The sequence below is a fragment of the Micromonospora sp. CPCC 205554 genome (assembly GCF_036902745.1).
GTDB lineage: Bacteria > Actinomycetota > Actinomycetes > Mycobacteriales > Micromonosporaceae > Micromonospora > Micromonospora tulbaghiae.
Window position 1 is genome coordinate 1 of sequence record NZ_JBAKHP010000042.1, and the last position, 15355, is coordinate 15355.

A 15355-nucleotide genomic window follows, 5' to 3' on the forward strand; every position below is an offset into this window, starting at 1 on the left:
CACCCCTACCTCGGCGGCACGCCGTGGCAGGTCAGCTTCTACACCACCCGGCGGGACGCAACCCAGCCCGGCGCCGGCACTGCGCATCGCAGCGGCAGCCCAGACACAGCCGGCGCCCCTACCGATCCGTCCGGACCGTCGCTGCCGGTCACGGGCGACCGGCTCGTACCAATCGTCGGCACCGGGGCCGCGGCCCTGATCGGCGGCGTTGGCCTGCTGCTGGCAGGACGCCGCAGAACGCGATGAACCGCAGCCAATGCAGCTACGGCAGCAGGTTGGAGTAGGCAGTGACGACGCAGCACCCGGACCGGGCGGTCTGGCCATCCTCGACCGAGGACGTTCCCGCCACCGCGCCCGGCCGGGCGCCTGCGCTTGCGCCCGTTCCCCGCCCGGCACCGCCATCACCGGCCCACAGCATCGGCGCAGAAGCAGAGCAGCCGAGCCCTCAGCGCCGACGCCCATTGACGTCGGGTCCGGGCAATGGCCGAGGGTGGGCGAAGCGTGCGGCGCTCGCTCTGACGGCCCTGCTTGCCGGCGCGGCCCTCGGCTTAGGGCTCCACCCGTACGTGATGGCACGGCCGCGCCGCATCTCCGCGAGGTACCGCCCGAACGCCGCGGCCTCTTCTGCCGCCTGGTACGCCGCCCGCAGGGCCGCAAGCAACGCGACGGCCCGTCGGTAGCGCCGTTTGTCAGCCGAATTGAGGATCGCCTGCTCGACAAGGTCCCGGTACGGCTGGATCACCTCCTCCGGATGCATCACGGCCCGCCTTTCCAGCAGGGTCTGCCACTGCGGCCCGCCGAGCCACCGCCGGTGGCGAAGGGCCTCCTGCCAGGCCTCATCTTCGCGGCCCACCGCCACCAGCACGCCGACCAACTCCGAGGCGTACACCGGCTCCTGGTCGACCCGGTCGCGCAGCACCTCCAACGCCCAACCCGTCGGATCGTCGCCGCCGGCCGCCCCCCGCCGTGTCGATCAACGATCGGTATTCGGCAGCGGTGGGATGCCGGCCGAACTCCTCCCGCCGGACCAGCACAGCACCCACGTGTCATCAGCGGCGAGGAGCATGCTGACCAAAAGGTCGCGGAGCCGGTCGGTGTAGGGCGAGCCAGGGTTGGCGGCCACGCCCCGCCGGGCCCAGCCGATCGCCTCGTCCCGGCGCCCGGCGGCATGTAGCACCTCGGCGATCCGTTGGTACTGCACGGCATTGGTCAGGTGCTCGGCCAGCACGGCAACGTAGCGATCGACATCGCCCGACACCTCAGCGAGCTGCTCGCGCAAGTCACGGACCGCGAACCCGGCGGTCCACGGGTCGGCGACACGTGCCCGCTCGGCGACCAGCCGCTCCACCTCCGCGATCCCCCGCTTGCCCAGTGCGGGAGCGAAGTCGGCCAGTCGGACGCGGGGCCAGCCGGGACCGTCGCACTCCAGCTTCACCAGCCAGCCGGTTAGGCTGACCGGGTTCGGCAGCGCCGCCGCACATGCCTTCGCGTACAGGTCCATGAGCTCCTGCAGGTCGTCTCCGATGATTCCGGAGGAGTCATCCAGATACATCAGGGCCCGGGTGATGCGGTCGACGGCCTTGCGCAACATCGGCACCGCGAGATCCGCTGACCCCTCGGCGACCAGCCGAGCGCACTCCTCGGCCACCTGGCGGGCGGTCTGTAGTATTCCCGTCGACCCCGGTAGGGATCCCGCCGGCGATCCCAGCGCAGCCGATCCGCCAACACCATCAGATCGTCACCGGTCATCTGTCCATCTCAGCAGACCGCGACCCGGCCTCGGGAACGCGCCACCCTATCGGGTGGAGCATGCCGAATGACCAGGATCTGGACAACGGGATCGGGGCGATCCTCGTCGACGCCTACGGCGCCAACCAGCAACACAGCGCGTCCCTCGCCGTGATCGACGACGAAACACTCCTACCCACCGCGGCCACCCGGTCACCGTCACCTCGATCGACTACACGAACGAGGCACGTGGCATCGTGGCCACCTGCCAAGGCCCGGACGGCGCAGGCGAGGTCACCTCGCCGGCCTGGCGTTCACGTCGTAAACTGTCACCGCCTGGATCCACGCCGCCTACCGGCGCCACCTCGGCCTCACGCCGTTCCCTGCCCGGCCCAGGCCCGAGTGGACCTGGCGCAGCACCCGACGGCGCCTCAGCGACGGCGGGCGTACGCGGCCAGCCGCTCGCTGACCGGGCTGACCCGCGGTCGCGGCGCCCGTCGGAAGTGCTCCGGCTTGTGTGCGCGGAGAAGTTCCTCCCCGTCGCGGGTCCAGTCGAAACGCGGCTTCTTCAGCAGCCGCCGGAACACCACACTGGCCCGCTCGGGATCACGCGCGGCCAGCCGCAGCAGCACCAGCGGGCCGACGCTGTCTTCCTGCAGGTACGCCAGCGTGTGCTCCCGGTGGCGGCGTCGGCGCAGCAGGTCCGGATTCGCGAACGCCGCCTCCACCAGCCCGAACTCGGCGTAGAAACCCAACCCGTCGACTTCGTCGTAGATCATCCCCACTGTCTCCGCGTCCACCACATCCGGCGGCAACTCAAACATCGGTGCCTTCTGTACGGCCCGCTCGGAAGCCCGCGACGTGGCCACCACCTCCGCACGGCAGAACGCGTGGTAGTCGGCCATCCGCTCGGCGACCTCATCACCGGGCACCACCACCAGGTCGCCGCCGAAGAACCGCACGAACCGGTCCCGATCCTGACGTTGCAGCTCCCACGCTTGGGCCAGCTTCTCCGGGTTCCGGTACACCGCCTCCGGTGCACGCAGCGACATCTCCAACGCCATCTGGTAGGCGACGTCTCGCTCCTGCGGCCGCCACACGTTCATCGGGCCACTGATCATCCACTCCTGGCCCACCGCCACCAGCCGAGCGAGCAGGAACGACCGACGCGGCGTACGCCGGAACACCGATGACCCCATGTTGGAACGCACTCGGTAGGTCAACTCATCCACGAGGTTCACCACGATCAACGCCGCCCCGTCGCGTCCCTGCACCTCGAACGGCCCCTGCACCACGTCCCGCCACCCGAGCAGCATCTGACGCTCCGGCTCGGACAAGTCCGGGTGCGCGGCGACGAACTGCTCCACCACCGTCCGGCCGTTACGCAGCCGATGCTCCAGGACGAAGTAGTCCCAGAGGATCATCAAAGCGTGCTCATCGAGTGCAACGCGCCCGTCGTGCTGGTCCGCCAGCACATCATCGAACGCCCGGTCATAACGTCGCTGCTGCGAGAACGCCACCAACTGCTGCTTCAGCTCACCCGCACGATTCAACAGATCATCATCAACGGTGATCGGCACGGCACGTTCATACCACGACACAACGGCCGACGGATCCGACACCGGTCCACCCGTCAGCTCACCCAGCACGACGCGGCGGCCAGCCATCAACCCTGCTATCCAGCAGAACCGCCGAGCCGCCCGGCGAAGCGACAGCCAGCAGCATCTGCAGCGCTTGACGCGGAATCAAGAGACCAAAATGCCGCCTCATCCACAAACGCAGAAGAAGCGGCAGGTCAGAGCGTTCCAAGCCGAGCATGCCGGCGGCCAGCCATGCACGCGGTTACCGCCAACAAAGATCATCCGTTACCGGATGTTACCGCCGTTACCGGAGAAGATCTTCATCTCCCCAGGTCAACCTGTCGGGACGGCCGGATTCGAACCGACGACCCCTTGACCCCCAGTCAAGTGCGCTACCAAGCTGCGCCACGTCCCGATGCCCCCGCCAGGTCTCCCCCGCGGCAGCCGGTACAGCTTAGCGCAGGATCTTCGCACCGTGCGCAGAGGCCCCACCCGCGCCGCGCGCCACACCCCCTAGAGCGTCCTAGGAGGGTGGCGTGCAGCAGAGAACGGGTCAGCCGTGGGCCTTGCCCCGGCCGCCCGGGCCCAGCTTCTTGCGCGGGCGTACCGAAATCTCGATGGGGCTGCCCTCGTAGCCGAACTCCTCGCGGAGCTTGCGCTCGACGAAGCGCTGGTAGCCGGCGTCCAGCGGTCCGGTGGTGAACAGCACGAAGCGCGGCGGTGCCGCCCCGGCCTGGGTCGCGAACAGGATGCGTGGCGCGCGTCCGCCGCGTACCGGGTGCGGGGTGGCCTGGACCAGCGCGGTGAGCCACTGGTTGAGCTGCGCGGTCGGGATGCGCGTCTCCCAGCTCGCCAGGGCCTTGCGCAGCGCGGGCGCGAGCTTGTCGACGGCGCGGCCGGTCTTCGCGGACAGGTTCAGCCGGATCGCCCAGGGGATGCGCCGCAGCTCCCGGTCGATCTCCTTGTCCAGGTAGTAGCGGCGGTCACCGTCGACGAGGTCCCACTTGTTGAACGCGATGACCAGCGCCCGGCCGGATTCGACGACCATGGTGAGGATCCGCTGGTCCTGCTCGCTGATCACCTCGCTGGAGTCGATCAGCACCACGGCGACCTCGGCCGCCTCGATCGCCGAGGCGGTCCGCAGGCTGGCGTAGTACTCGGTGCCGCTGGCCTTGCCGACCCGCTTGCGCAGGCCGGCGGTGTCGACCAGCTGCCACGTCTCGCCGCCGATCTCGACCAGGCTGTCGACCGGGTCGACTGTGGTGCCGGCGACCGAGTCGACGACCGCCCGCTCCTCCCCGGAGAAGCGGTTGAGCAGGCTGGACTTGCCGACGTTGGGGCGGCCGACCAGTGCCACCCGGCGCGGGCCGCGCGGCCGGTTCTCCACGATCTTCGGCGCCTCGGGCAGCGCGTCCAGGATGGCGTCGAGCAGGTCGCCGGAGCCGCGGCCGTGCAGCGCCGACACCGGGAACGGCTCACCGAGGCCGAGCGACCACAGCGAGGTCGCCTCCATCTCGATGGTGGTGTTGTCGGCCTTGTTGGCGACCAGGATCACCGGCTTGGCGCTGCGGCGCAGCATCTTCACCGCGGCCTCGTCCACGTCGGTCGAGCCGACCATGGCGTCCACCACGAACAGCACCACGTCGGCGGTGCCCACCGCGATCTCGGCCTGCGCGGCGATGGCCGCGGCCCGGTCCTTGGCGTCGGGCTCCCAGCCGCCGGTGTCCACGACGGTGAACGACCGGCCGTTCCACTGCGCGTCGTAGGGCACCCGGTCCCGGGTCACGCCGGGGATGTCCTCCACGACCGCCTGCCGGCGGCCGATGATGCGGTTGACCAGCGTGGACTTGCCGACGTTGGGGCGGCCGACCACTGCCACGACGGGCTGCGGGCCGGTCGGCTCACCGGAGTCGGCCTCCGGCTCGCGCAGCTCCACCCAGCCTTCGAAATCCGCGCTCACGCGGCGCCACCCTTCGTTCGCGACTGCGGGGCTCGCACAACCCGCTCACTCCTCGCGCTCACGCGGCGCCACCCTTCGTTCGCGACTGCGGGGCTCGCACAACCCGCTCACTCCTCGCGCTCACGCGGCGCCACCCTTCGTTCGCGACTGCGGGGCTCGCACAACCCGCTCACTCCTCGCGCTCACGCGACACCCCGCTCCGTGAGCATCTCCCGCAGGCGGGCCACGACCTCGTCGATGCCCAGCTCGGTGGTGTCCAGCACCACCGCGTCGGGGGCCTGCTGCAGCGGGTTGACCTTGCGGGTCGAGTCGAGCCGGTCCCGGCGGGCCAGGTCGGCGGCGGTCGCCGCGACGTCGGCGGCGTCCTCGGCGCTGCGCCGCTGGGCGCGCGCCGCTTCGGAGGCGGTCAGGTACACCTTCAGGTCCGCGTCCGGCGCGACCACCGAGCCGATGTCCCGGCCTTCGACCACGATCCGGCCCGCGTCGGCGATCACCCGCCGCTGCCGGTCGACGAGCAGTTCGCGTACGGCTGCGACCGCGGCCACAGCCGACACCGCCTTGGTCACCTCGGCGCCGCGGATGGCGGTGGACACGTCGGTGCCGTCGACGGTCACGGCGTACCCCTGGGGGTCGGTGCCGATGCGGAGGTCGGCCTCGGCGGCGACCTTGGCCACCGACTCGGTGTCGGTGAGTTCCACGCCGGAACGCAGGACCGCCCAGGTCAGCGCCCGGTACATGGCGCCGGTGTCGAGGTAGCGGGCGCCGAGGCCCGTCGCCAGTCGCCGCGACACGGTGGACTTCCCCGAACCGGACGGCCCGTCCACAGCGACCACGCATCGCCCGGCCGGTACGTTTTCCTCCACCGTTGTCCTCCTCAGCCCGTACCTCGCGGGTCGCCCGGTGTGTCAGGCGCCGTTGAGCGGATGTTCTGTCTTGAATCATGCCCGCGCCGCGCGGGCGTCCCACCGGGCCGGCGTGTGCCGGCCCGCGGACCGCGTCGAAGCCTACCGGGAGCCGTACCCCGATCGTCGGGGTCAGTCACCCACGGCCTTGAACAGGGCGGCGACCTCCGCGTTGGTCAGCCGCCGCATCCGCCCGGTGCGCAGGTCGCCGAGCTTGATCGGACCGATCGAGGTACGGATCAGACGGCTCACCGGGTGTCCCACCTCGGCCATCAGGCGCCGGACGATGTGCTTGCGCCCCTCGTGCAGGGTCAGCTCCACCTGGGCGGTTTTGCCCAGCGTGTCGACCAGCTTGAACCCGTCGACCTTCACCGGCCCGTCCTCCAGCTCGACGCCGGCGGTCAGCCGCTTGCCCAGGTTGCGCGGGATCGGCCCGGCCACCTCGGCGAGGTAGGTCTTGAGTACCTCGTACGACGGGTGCATGAGCTTGTGGGCGAGGGTGCCGTCGTTGGTGAGCAGGAGCAGGCCCTCGCTGTCGGCGTCCAGTCGCCCGACGTGGTAGACCCGCTGCTCCAGCCGCGCGCCGATGAAGTCGGCGAGCTCGGTGCGGCCCTTCTCGTCAGCCATGGTGGTGACCACCCCGCGCGGCTTGTTCATCGCCACGTAGACGAGGCGGACGTCGGCCTGCAGCCGCTCCCCGTCGACGACGATCACGTCGCGGGCCGGGTCGGCCTTGTCGCCGAGCTGCGCCACCCGCCCGTTCACGGTGACCCGGCGCCGGAAGATCAGGTCCTCGCAGGCGCGCCGGGAACCCACCCCCGCGGCGGCGAGCACCTTCTGGAGGCGCTCGGCGCCCTCGTACACGGGGGCGTCGGGCTTCGGGGCACGGTCATCGCGTCGCATCGGCAAGCTCTTCTACGTCGTCGGGGAGGAACGGGGCGAGCGGCGGCAGGTCGTCCACCGAGTTCAGCCCCAGCTTCTCCAGGAACATGGTGGTGGTCCGGTAGAGGTAGGCACCGCTGTCCGCCTCGGTGCCGCACTCCTCGACCAGGCCGCGACCCACCAGGGTACGGAGCACCCCGTCGCAGTTGACACCCCGGATGGCCGAGATGCGCGAACGGGTCACCGGCTGCCGGTAGGCGACCACGGCGAGGGTCTCCAGCGCGGCCTGGGTCAGCCGCACGGACTGCCCGTCCAGTACGAACCGTTCCACGTACGTCGCGTATTCCGGCCGGGTGTAGAGACGCCAGCCACCCGCGGCCCGGCGCAGGTCGAATCCGTGCCCGGCGGCGGTGTATCCGGCGGCGATCTCGTCGAGCATCGCGCCGACCCGCTCGGGGGCCTGTTCGAGGACCTCGGCCAGGACCAGCTCGCTCACCGGCTGGTCCACCACGAGCAGGATCGCCTCCAGGGCGCCCCGCAGCTCCGCGTCGTCCAGGACCGGCGCGGGCACCGGTTCCGGCGCCGTCCGCCGCCGTCCCCGCTTCGGGGGTACGCCCTCAGCACCCGCTCCCCCGCTCACCCGCTGCTCCGGTTCGTGGGTGGGCGTGCCGTCGGGACCGGTGTCGGACGGCGACCCGACGCGCCCGTCAGCGTCACCCGTCCCGCCCTCTCCCGCGATCTTGGTACGCTCCCGCCCTTCACGGGGCGCCCCCGTACCAAGATCCGGCGTGGGCGGGACATCTGCGGCGATCTTGGAAGGAATGGGCCCCTCTGAGGGCCCTTCGCTTCCAAGATCCGCCGAGGAGTCCGGTGTCGCGTCGAGATCTGCTCCCCGGGAGTCGGCCGTGCCCGCGATCTCGGGTTCGGGCTGCTCGGCGGGCGAGCGGGAGTCGTCCGGGGCGAGCCTGGGCGGGGTGGGGCGCTCCCACGGGGGCACCCAGGCGGCAGCCTGGTCGGCCAGGGAGTCGCGCCGTTCCTCGTCGCTCATCCGTTCACTCCTGCGTCGGTGCGGGTTCGTCCGCCGCCTCGGGGGGCACGGCGGCGTCGGATGCGGCAGCATCGCTCGGCGCGGTGGCGGCGTCGGCGGCGGGGACGGACGTGGTCGTGGGCTCGGGGGTGCCGGCGTACTCGTCGACAGTCAGCTCGGCCTCCCCGTCGGCCGGGCCGGTCCAGCGGACGGTCAGTTCCTCCAGCGCCTGCTCCTGCACGAACGCCACAAGCCCTTGCCGGTACAGCTCCAGCAGCGCCAGGAACCGGGCCACCACCTCGAGCGTCATCTCGCAGTCGGCGCAGAGCAGCGAGAACGTGGCGACCCCGGCGCGGCGCAGCCGGTCGGCGATGACGCCGGCGTGTTCCCGGACGCTGACCCGGACCATGTGCACGTGCGCGATGGAGACCTCGGGCACCGGTTTCGGGCTCATCGCCTTGACCGCGAGCGTGCGCAGCCGCTCCGGACCGATGCCGAGCACCAGGTCGGGCAGCGCGTCGGCGTACCGCGGTTCGAGGGTGACCGCCCGCGGGTAGCGCCGGCCGCCGACCGCCTCCAGCTCGGCGATGTGCGCGGCGGCCTCCTTGTACGCCTTGTACTGCAACAGCCGGGCGAACAGCAGGTCCCGCGCCTCCAGCAGCGCCAGGTCCTCCTCGTCCTCCACCTCGGCCGACGGCAGCAGCCGGGCCGCCTTCAGGTCGAGCAGGGTGGCGGCGACGAGAAGGAACTCGCTCGTCTCGTCCAGGTCCCACTGGTCGCCCATGGCGCGCAGGTACGCGATGAACTCGTCGGTGACCTTGTGCAGCGCCACCTCGGTGACGTCCAGCTTGTGCTTGCTGATCAGCTGGAGCAGCAGGTCGAACGGGCCGGTGAAGTTGTCCAGCCGGACCGTGAAGCCACTCGTCTGCTCGCCGGTGCCCGGGTCGGCGGGCACCACACCGTCGACCTCGGCCGCCAGCTCCGCGGCGACGGCGGAGTCGCCGGTGCCGTGCGGCGGGTCGAGGGGCGGTGCGGTCACCGGGAAACCGTAGACGACGCGGCGGGCGGCCGGCGTGCGCCCTACCGGTCCGCCTGGGCGGCGATGACCTCCCGGGCGAGCTGCCGGTAGTTGCGCGCGCCGGAGGAGGCCGGGTCGAGGGTGGTGATCGGGGCGCCGGCCACCGTGGACTCGGGGAACTTCACCGTCTTGGTGATGACGGTCTGGTAGACCTTGTCGCCGAACGCCTCGACCACCCGCTGCAGCACCTGGCGGCAGTGGGTGGTGCGGCTGTCGTACATGGTGGCGAGGATGCCTTCGAGTTCCAGGTCGAAGTTGAGCCGCTCGCGGACCTTGTCGATGGTGTCCAGCAGCAGCGCCACACCGCGCAGGCTGAAGAACTCGCACTCCAGCGGGATGAGCACGCCGTGCGCGACGGTGAGCGCGTTGATCGCCAGCAGGCCCAGCGAGGGCTGGCAGTCGATCAGGATGAAGTCGTACTCCTTGCGGATGGTGCGCAGCACCCGCGCCAGGGCCATCTCCCGGGCGACCTCGTTGACCAGCTGGATCTCGGCGGCGGAGAGGTCGATGTTCGCGGGAAGCAGGTGCAGCCCGGCCACGTCGGTCTTGATCAGGACGTCCTCGGCGGTGACGTCGTCCTGCATCAGCAGGTTGTAGACCGACAGGTCCAGGTTGTGCGGGTTGACGCCCAGCCCGACGGAGAGGGCGCCCTGCGGGTCGAAGTCGACGAGCAGCACCTTGCGGCCGTACTCGGCCAGGGCCGCGCCCAGGTTGATGGTCGTCGTGGTCTTGCCGACGCCGCCCTTCTGGTTGGCCATCGCGATGATCCGCGCGGGGCCGTGCCGGTCGGTCGGCATGGGTTCGGGGATCGGCTTGCGCATGGTGTACGCGGCCGGGTCGGCGGGGCCGAGATCGGCGCCGAGCGTCGCCTGCTGCTCACGGAGCTCCGACGTCCAGGTCTCGGCACGGTCACCGTTTCCTGCCATGTCCTCGTTGCCCCCTCCCGACGACCACCCGGCGTCGGAGCCGTCCGACGTCCCTCGCGGCGCCGCTGCGCACCCCCGGTCCGTCGCACCTGGAGGCCCGCGCCGATGCCGACTGTACGCCACCGGCCAGCAGCGCGTTCGGTAGCGGGTCGGCGTGTCGGCCGCCCGTCAGCCGGGCCTCACGACGCCGGCGCTCAGCGAGCCCGGGGATGGGCTGTCGCGTACACCTCGCGCAGCCGCTCCACCGTGACGAGCGTGTAGACCTGGGTGGTGGTCACCGAGGCGTGGCCGAGCAGTTCCTGCACCACGCGCACGTCCGCGCCGCCGTCGAGCAGGTGGGTGGCGTACGAGTGGCGCAGCGTGTGCGGCGAGACCGCGTCGGGTCCGTCGACCGGCAGGCCGGCGCGGGCGGCGGCGGTGCGCAGCACGGTCCAGGCACCCTGCCGGGTGAGCGGGCCGCCGCGCGCGTTGACGAAGACCGCGTGGGTGCCGCGCCCGGCGGCGAGCAGCGCCGGGCGGCCCCGGACCAGCCAGGCGCGCAGCGCGTCGGCCGCGTACCCGCCGACCGGGACCAGCCGGGTCCGGCCGCCCTTGCCGCGCAGCAGCACGGTGCCGGCGTCCAGGTCGAGGTCGTCGACGGCGGCGCCGACCGCCTCGGAGATGCGCGCGCCGGTGCCGTACAGGAACTCCAGCAGCGCCCGGTCGCGCAGCGCGCGGGCGGCGGCGTCGCCGGTGGCGCCGGGCAGGCCGGCGGCCTCCAGCAGCCGCAGGACCGCGTCGACGGGCAGCGCGCGGGGCAGCCGGCGCGGCGGCGCGGGCGGACGGACGTCGCGGCTGGGGTCGGCGCCGGCCAGTCCCTCGCGCAGCGCGAAGCGGTGCAGGCCGCGTACCGCGCTGGCCGCGCGGGCGGCGGAGGAGACGGCGAGCGGCGGGTGGTCGTCGTCGCCCGCGCGCAGCCGGGCCAGGTGGGCCTCGACCTGCGCGGGGCCGGCGGCGGCCAGGTCGTCCACCCCGGCCGCGGCCAGGGTGGCGAGGTACCGGTCCAGGTCCCGGCGGTACGAGGCGAGCGTGTTCGCGGACAGCCCGCGTTCGACGGTGAGGTGGTCCAGGTAGGTCCGGACCGCACGGCGCAGGGCCGGCGCGGGTTCCGCGCCGGCCCTGCGCACCGCGGCTTCGGTCAGCTCAGCACCTCGTCCAGCGGCAGCACGTCCATGCCGTGCGCCTCGGCGACCGGGCCGTAGACCACCTTGCCGGCGTGGGTGTTCAGGCCCAGGGCCAGTGCCGGGTCGTTGCGCAGCGCCTGCTGCCAGCCCTGGTTGGCCAGTTCGAGGGCGTACGGCAGGGTGACGTTCGTCAGCGCGTAGGTGCTGGTGTTCGGCACCGCGCCGGGCATGTTCGCCACGCAGTAGAAGATCGAGTCGTGGACCTTGTAGACCGGGTCGGCGTGCGTGGTCGGGCGCGAGTCCTCGAAGCAGCCGCCCTGGTCGATGGCGATGTCGACGAGGACGCTGCCCGGCTTCATCCGGGACACCAGCTCGTTGGAGATGAGCTTCGGGGCCTTCGCGCCGGGCACCAGCACCGCGCCGATGACCAGGTCCGCGTCGAGCACGGCCCGCTCGATCTCGTACGCGTTGGAGGCGACGGTCTGCAGGTGGCCCCGGTAGATGGCGTCGGCGGAGCGCAGCCGGGCCACGTTCTTGTCCAGCAGCAGCACCTCGGACTGCAGGCCCAGCGCGATGGCGGCGGCGTTCAGGCCGGACACGCCCGCGCCGATGACCACGGTCTTCGCGGCGTACACGCCGGACACACCGCCGGGCAGCACGCCCCGCCCGCCGCCGGTGCGCATCATGTAGAAGGCGCCCACCTGCGGGGCGAGCCGGCCGGCCACCTCGGACATCGGGGCGAGCAGCGGCAGCGACCGGTCGGGCAGCTCGACCGTCTCGTACGCGATGCCGGTGACCTTCCGGTCGACCAGCGCGTCGGTGCACTCGCGGGACGCGGCCAGGTGCAGGTACGTGAACAGCACCTGCCCCTCGCGCATCCGGTGGTACTCCTCGGCGATCGGCTCCTTGACCTTGAGCACCAGCTCGGCGGTGTCCCACACCTCGTCGGCGGTGGCCAGGATCTTCGCGCCGGCGGCGGCGAACTCGTCGTCGGTGATGCTGGAACCGACTCCGGCGCCTGCCTCCACGAAGACCTCGTGGCCGTGGCGGGTGAACTCGTTGACGCCGGCGGGCGTGATCGCCACCCGGTACTCGTGGTTCTTGACCTCGCGGGGGATTCCGACCTTCACGATGCAGACACCTTCCTCCGGGGCGGCTCACCCCCGACTGCGTGGCCGCGCCGGCTCCGTTGCCGGCGCGGTCCTCCTGTCCCGCCGGCGGCAGTCTAGGCCCGTGGGAAGCCCACTGACGGCGACACTGTGACATCCGGTGCCCGCTGGTCCTGACGGTGTGTCAGGCATGCCTCGGACTGCCCGGTGGAGACGCCATCCGCCGACAGGACAAAGTTCGATGACATCTTCCCATCGGCTGAGCCGCGAGGCCGACAGGACGTGAACCGATCACTATTGTGTCCGCTCATGACCACTCCTTATCAGCAGTACCCGCAGGGCGTCTCGGACAAGAGCAAGGTCGTCGCGGGTGTTCTTCAGATCCTGCTCGGCGGCTTCGGCATCGGCCGGTTCTACATGGGCGACACCAAGACCGGTGTCATCCAGCTCATCGTCACGCTCGTGACGTGCGGCTTCGGCGCGATCTGGGGCCTCGTCGACGGCATCCTGATCCTCGTCAACGGCGGTGTCGACGGGCAGGGACGCCCGCTGCGGGACTGACCGCAGGCGCACGGAAGGGGCCGCCCGGCGCAGTGCGCCGGGCGGCCCCTCGTCGTCTGCGGATCAGCGCGGCAGCGGCGCCTCCGGGCGGCGCAGCTCGGTGAAGCCGGTGTCGCGGGCGCGGGCGGCGGCGAGCAGCCCCGCCACGCAGGACGCGTTGGTGATCTCGCCCGCCAGCACCATCCGCACCGCCTCGTCCAGGTCCACGCGGACCACCTGGAGGTCGGCCTCCTCGTCGTGCCGGTCGTGTCGCTGGCCGGCCGGCACGTCGGCCAGGTCGCGGGCCAGGAAGACCCGCACCACCTCGTCGGCGAAGCCGGGCGAGCTGTGCAGGTCGACGAGCACGTCGACGCGGCCCGCGGTGAGGTCCGCCTCCTCGGCCAGTTCCCGCAGCGCGGCGGCGGCCAGGTCCTCGCCGCCGACGTCCATCAGCCCGGCGGGCAGCTCCCACAGGTGCCGGCCGACCGGGTGCCGGTACTGGCGGATCAGCACCACCTGACCGGCGTCGTCGAGCGCCACCACGGCGACGGCGCCGACGTGCCGCACGTAGTCGCGGGTCGCGGTGCCGCCGCCGGGCATGGTGACGTCGTCGCTGACCACGGAGAAGATCCGGCCGGACCAGATCTCCCGGCGGCCGGTCACGTCGTACCGGTGCTCGACGCCGCTCACGCCGCCTCCCCGCACGCTCGCGCGGACCGGCCGCTCACTTCGCGGACGCCTTCGCGCCACCGCCGCGGCCGGCCTTCTTCGACGCGCCGTCCAGGTCCACCGGCAGCTGGTCGGCCTGCGAGTACGCCACGGCGGCGCCGACGAACGCGGCGAACAGCGGGTGCGGGCGGGTGGGCCGGCTCTTGAGTTCCGGGTGCGCCTGGGTGGCCACGAAGAAGGGGTGCAGGTTGCGGTCCAGCTCGACGAACTCGACCAGCCGCCCGTCGGGCGAGGTGCCGGAGATGGTCAGGCCGGCCTTGGTGAGCTGGTCGCGGTAGGCGTTGTTCACCTCGTACCGGTGCCGGTGGCGCTCGCTGACCTCGGTGCTGCCGTACGCCTCGGCGACGATCGAGCCCTCGGCCAGCTTCGCCGGGTAGGCCCCGAGCCGCATGGTGCCGCCCAGGTCGCCGCGCCCGGCGACGATGTCCTCCTGGTCGGCCATGGTGGCGATGACCGGGTGCACGGCCTCCTCGTCGAATTCGAGGGAGTTCGCCCCGTCGAGGTTGGCCAGGTGGCGGGCCACCTCGATGGTCATGCACTGCAGGCCGAGGCAGAGGCCCAGCAGCGGGATGCCGTTCTCCCGCGCGTACCGGGCGGTGCCGACCTTGCCCTCGATGCCGCGGACGCCGAAGCCGCCGGGGATGACGATGCCGTCGACGCCGGACAGCGCGGCGGCGGCGCCCGCCGGGGTCACGCAGTCGTCGCTGGGCACCCACTTGAGCTGCACCCGGGCGCGGTGGCCGAACCCGGCCGCCCGGATCGCCTCGCTCACCGACAGGTACGCGTCGGGCAGGTCGACGTACTTGCCGACGAGCGCGACGGTGATCGTGTGCCGGGGCTGGTGCACCCGCTCCAGCAGGTCGTCCCAGCGGGTCCAGTCCACGTCGCGGAACGACAGGCCGAGCCGGCGCACCACGTACGCGTCGAGGCCCTCGCGGTGCAGCACCTTCGGGATGTCGTAGATGCTCGGCGCGTCCGGCGCGGCGGTGACCGCCTCCCGGTCGACGTCGCAGTACAGCGACAGCTTCTCCTTGACCTTGTCCGGAATCTCCCGGTCGCAGCGCAGCACCAGCGCGTCGGGCTGGATGCCGATGCTGCGCAGCTGCGCCACCGAGTGCTGGGTCGGCTTGGTCTTCAGCTCGCCCGACGGCGCCAGGTACGGCACCAGCGACACGTGCAGGTAGAAGCAGTTGTCCCGGCCCAGGTCGTGGCGGATCTGCCGGATCGACTCCAGGAACGGCAGCGACTCGATGTCGCCGACCGTGCCGCCGACCTCGGTGATCACCACGTCGGGCACCTGGCCGTCGGCGTCCGGATCGGCCATGCCGCGGATGCGGGCCTTGATCTCGTTGGTGATGTGCGGGATGACCTGCACCGTGTCGCCGAGGTACTCCCCGCGCCGCTCCTTGGCGATCACGGCCGAGTAGATCTGGCCGGTGGTCACGTTCGCCTTGCCGGAGAGGTCCCGGTCGAGGAACCGCTCGTAGTGCCCGACGTCGAGGTCGGTCTCGGCGCCGTCCTCGGTGACGAAGACCTCGCCGTGCTGGAACGGGTTCATCGTGCCGGGGTCGACGTTCAGGTACGGGTCGAGCTTCTGCATCACCACGCGCAGTCCGCGCGCGGTCAGCAGACTGCCGAGGCTGGAGGCGGTGAGGCCCTTACCCAGCGAGGAGGCGACGCCCCCGGTGACGAAAATGTGCCTGGTCGTCCGTGCTGTAGGGGCCAACGCCT

At 71.8% G+C, this 15355-nt stretch carries 15 protein-coding genes and 1 tRNA gene; 2 read left to right on the forward strand and 14 right to left on the reverse strand.

Annotated elements, in window-relative coordinates; all coding sequences use genetic code 11:
• Positions 1-246 (forward strand): LPXTG cell wall anchor domain-containing protein (locus tag V6U82_RS29480; protein ID WP_334467083.1); only part of this gene is annotated, 246 nt, incomplete at its 5' end.
• A gap of 199 nt (positions 247-445) precedes the next feature.
• On the opposite strand, the gene V6U82_RS29485 is transcribed toward V6U82_RS29480, so the two are convergent.
• From V6U82_RS29485 to ald, 12 genes are all read right to left on the reverse strand, one after another.
• Positions 446-925 (reverse strand): hypothetical protein, encoded by a 480-nt coding sequence (locus V6U82_RS29485; RefSeq protein WP_334467086.1) that lies wholly within the window; start codon positions 923-925, stop codon positions 446-448.
• Between the two features lie 48 nt (positions 926-973).
• Positions 974-1648, reverse strand: a complete 675-nt coding sequence (locus tag V6U82_RS29490; protein WP_334467088.1) for a hypothetical protein — start codon at positions 1646-1648, stop codon at positions 974-976.
• Positions 1649-2159: 511 nt separating this feature from the next.
• A complete protein-coding gene (locus V6U82_RS29495; RefSeq protein ID WP_334467090.1) occupies positions 2160-3395 on the reverse strand; it encodes a hypothetical protein in 1236 nt (411 codons plus the stop codon).
• 254 nt (positions 3396-3649) lie between these two features.
• Positions 3650-3723: transfer RNA gene (locus tag V6U82_RS29500), tRNA-Pro, on the reverse strand.
• A gap of 138 nt (positions 3724-3861) precedes the next feature.
• A complete protein-coding gene (gene der, locus V6U82_RS29505; protein ID WP_435124834.1) occupies positions 3862-5268 on the reverse strand; it encodes a ribosome biogenesis GTPase Der in 1407 nt (468 codons plus the stop codon).
• A gap of 182 nt (positions 5269-5450) precedes the next feature.
• Positions 5451-6131 carry a (d)CMP kinase gene (gene cmk / locus V6U82_RS29510; RefSeq protein ID WP_334467093.1) on the reverse strand — a complete coding sequence of 227 codons (681 nt, stop codon included), beginning with the start codon at positions 6129-6131 and terminating at the stop codon, positions 5451-5453.
• A gap of 171 nt (positions 6132-6302) precedes the next feature.
• The gene (locus tag V6U82_RS29515; protein ID WP_151013622.1) at positions 6303-7073 is read right to left on the reverse strand and encodes a pseudouridine synthase; all 771 of its coding nucleotides are present in this window, start codon (positions 7071-7073) and stop codon (positions 6303-6305) included.
• Positions 7060-8100, reverse strand: coding sequence for an SMC-Scp complex subunit ScpB (gene scpB, locus V6U82_RS29520; RefSeq protein WP_128138043.1), 1041 nt, complete (start codon positions 8098-8100; stop codon positions 7060-7062). The genes V6U82_RS29515 and scpB overlap by 14 nt, the downstream gene beginning before the upstream one ends.
• Positions 8101-8104: 4 nt before the next feature.
• Positions 8105-9118 carry a segregation and condensation protein A gene (locus V6U82_RS29525; protein ID WP_334467101.1) on the reverse strand — a complete coding sequence of 338 codons (1014 nt, stop codon included), beginning with the start codon at positions 9116-9118 and terminating at the stop codon, positions 8105-8107.
• Positions 9119-9159: 41 nt separating this feature from the next.
• The gene (locus V6U82_RS29530) at positions 9160-10083 is read right to left on the reverse strand and encodes a ParA family protein (RefSeq protein ID WP_013285595.1); all 924 of its coding nucleotides are present in this window, start codon (positions 10081-10083) and stop codon (positions 9160-9162) included.
• A 194-nt stretch (positions 10084-10277) separates the two neighbouring features.
• Positions 10278-11249, reverse strand: a complete 972-nt coding sequence (locus V6U82_RS29535; RefSeq protein WP_334467110.1) for a tyrosine recombinase — start codon at positions 11247-11249, stop codon at positions 10278-10280.
• An 11-nt stretch (positions 11250-11260) separates the two neighbouring features.
• Positions 11261-12376, reverse strand: coding sequence for an alanine dehydrogenase (ald, locus tag V6U82_RS29540; RefSeq protein ID WP_018788824.1), 1116 nt, complete (start codon positions 12374-12376; stop codon positions 11261-11263).
• Between the two features lie 225 nt (positions 12377-12601).
• Between ald and V6U82_RS29545 the strand changes: the two genes are divergently transcribed.
• The gene (locus V6U82_RS29545; RefSeq protein ID WP_435124872.1) at positions 12602-12916 is read left to right on the forward strand and encodes a TM2 domain-containing protein; all 315 of its coding nucleotides are present in this window, start codon (positions 12602-12604) and stop codon (positions 12914-12916) included.
• A gap of 63 nt (positions 12917-12979) precedes the next feature.
• Here the strand turns inward: V6U82_RS29545 and V6U82_RS29550 are convergent, their stop codons facing one another.
• Both V6U82_RS29550 and V6U82_RS29555 read right to left on the reverse strand, forming a co-directional pair.
• The gene (locus V6U82_RS29550; protein ID WP_128138573.1) at positions 12980-13585 is read right to left on the reverse strand and encodes an NUDIX domain-containing protein; all 606 of its coding nucleotides are present in this window, start codon (positions 13583-13585) and stop codon (positions 12980-12982) included.
• Between the two features lie 34 nt (positions 13586-13619).
• Positions 13620-15350: a CTP synthase gene (locus tag V6U82_RS29555; protein WP_128138572.1), complete on the reverse strand. Its 1731-nt coding sequence runs from the start codon at positions 15348-15350 to the stop codon at positions 13620-13622.
• Positions 15351-15355 lie beyond the last annotated feature (5 nt).

Coding starts and splice junctions, on each gene's coding strand:
- V6U82_RS29495 (WP_334467090.1), bottom strand. CDS start 3,395: ATGGCTGGCCGCCGCGTCGTGCTGGGTGAGCTGACGGGTGGACCGGTG.
- V6U82_RS29515 (WP_151013622.1), bottom strand. CDS start 7,073: ATGCGACGCGATGACCGTGCCCCGAAGCCCGACGCCCCCGTGTACGAG.
- V6U82_RS29530 (WP_013285595.1), bottom strand. CDS start 10,083: ATGGCAGGAAACGGTGACCGTGCCGAGACCTGGACGTCGGAGCTCCGT.
- scpB (WP_128138043.1), bottom strand. CDS start 8,100: ATGAGCGACGAGGAACGGCGCGACTCCCTGGCCGACCAGGCTGCCGCC.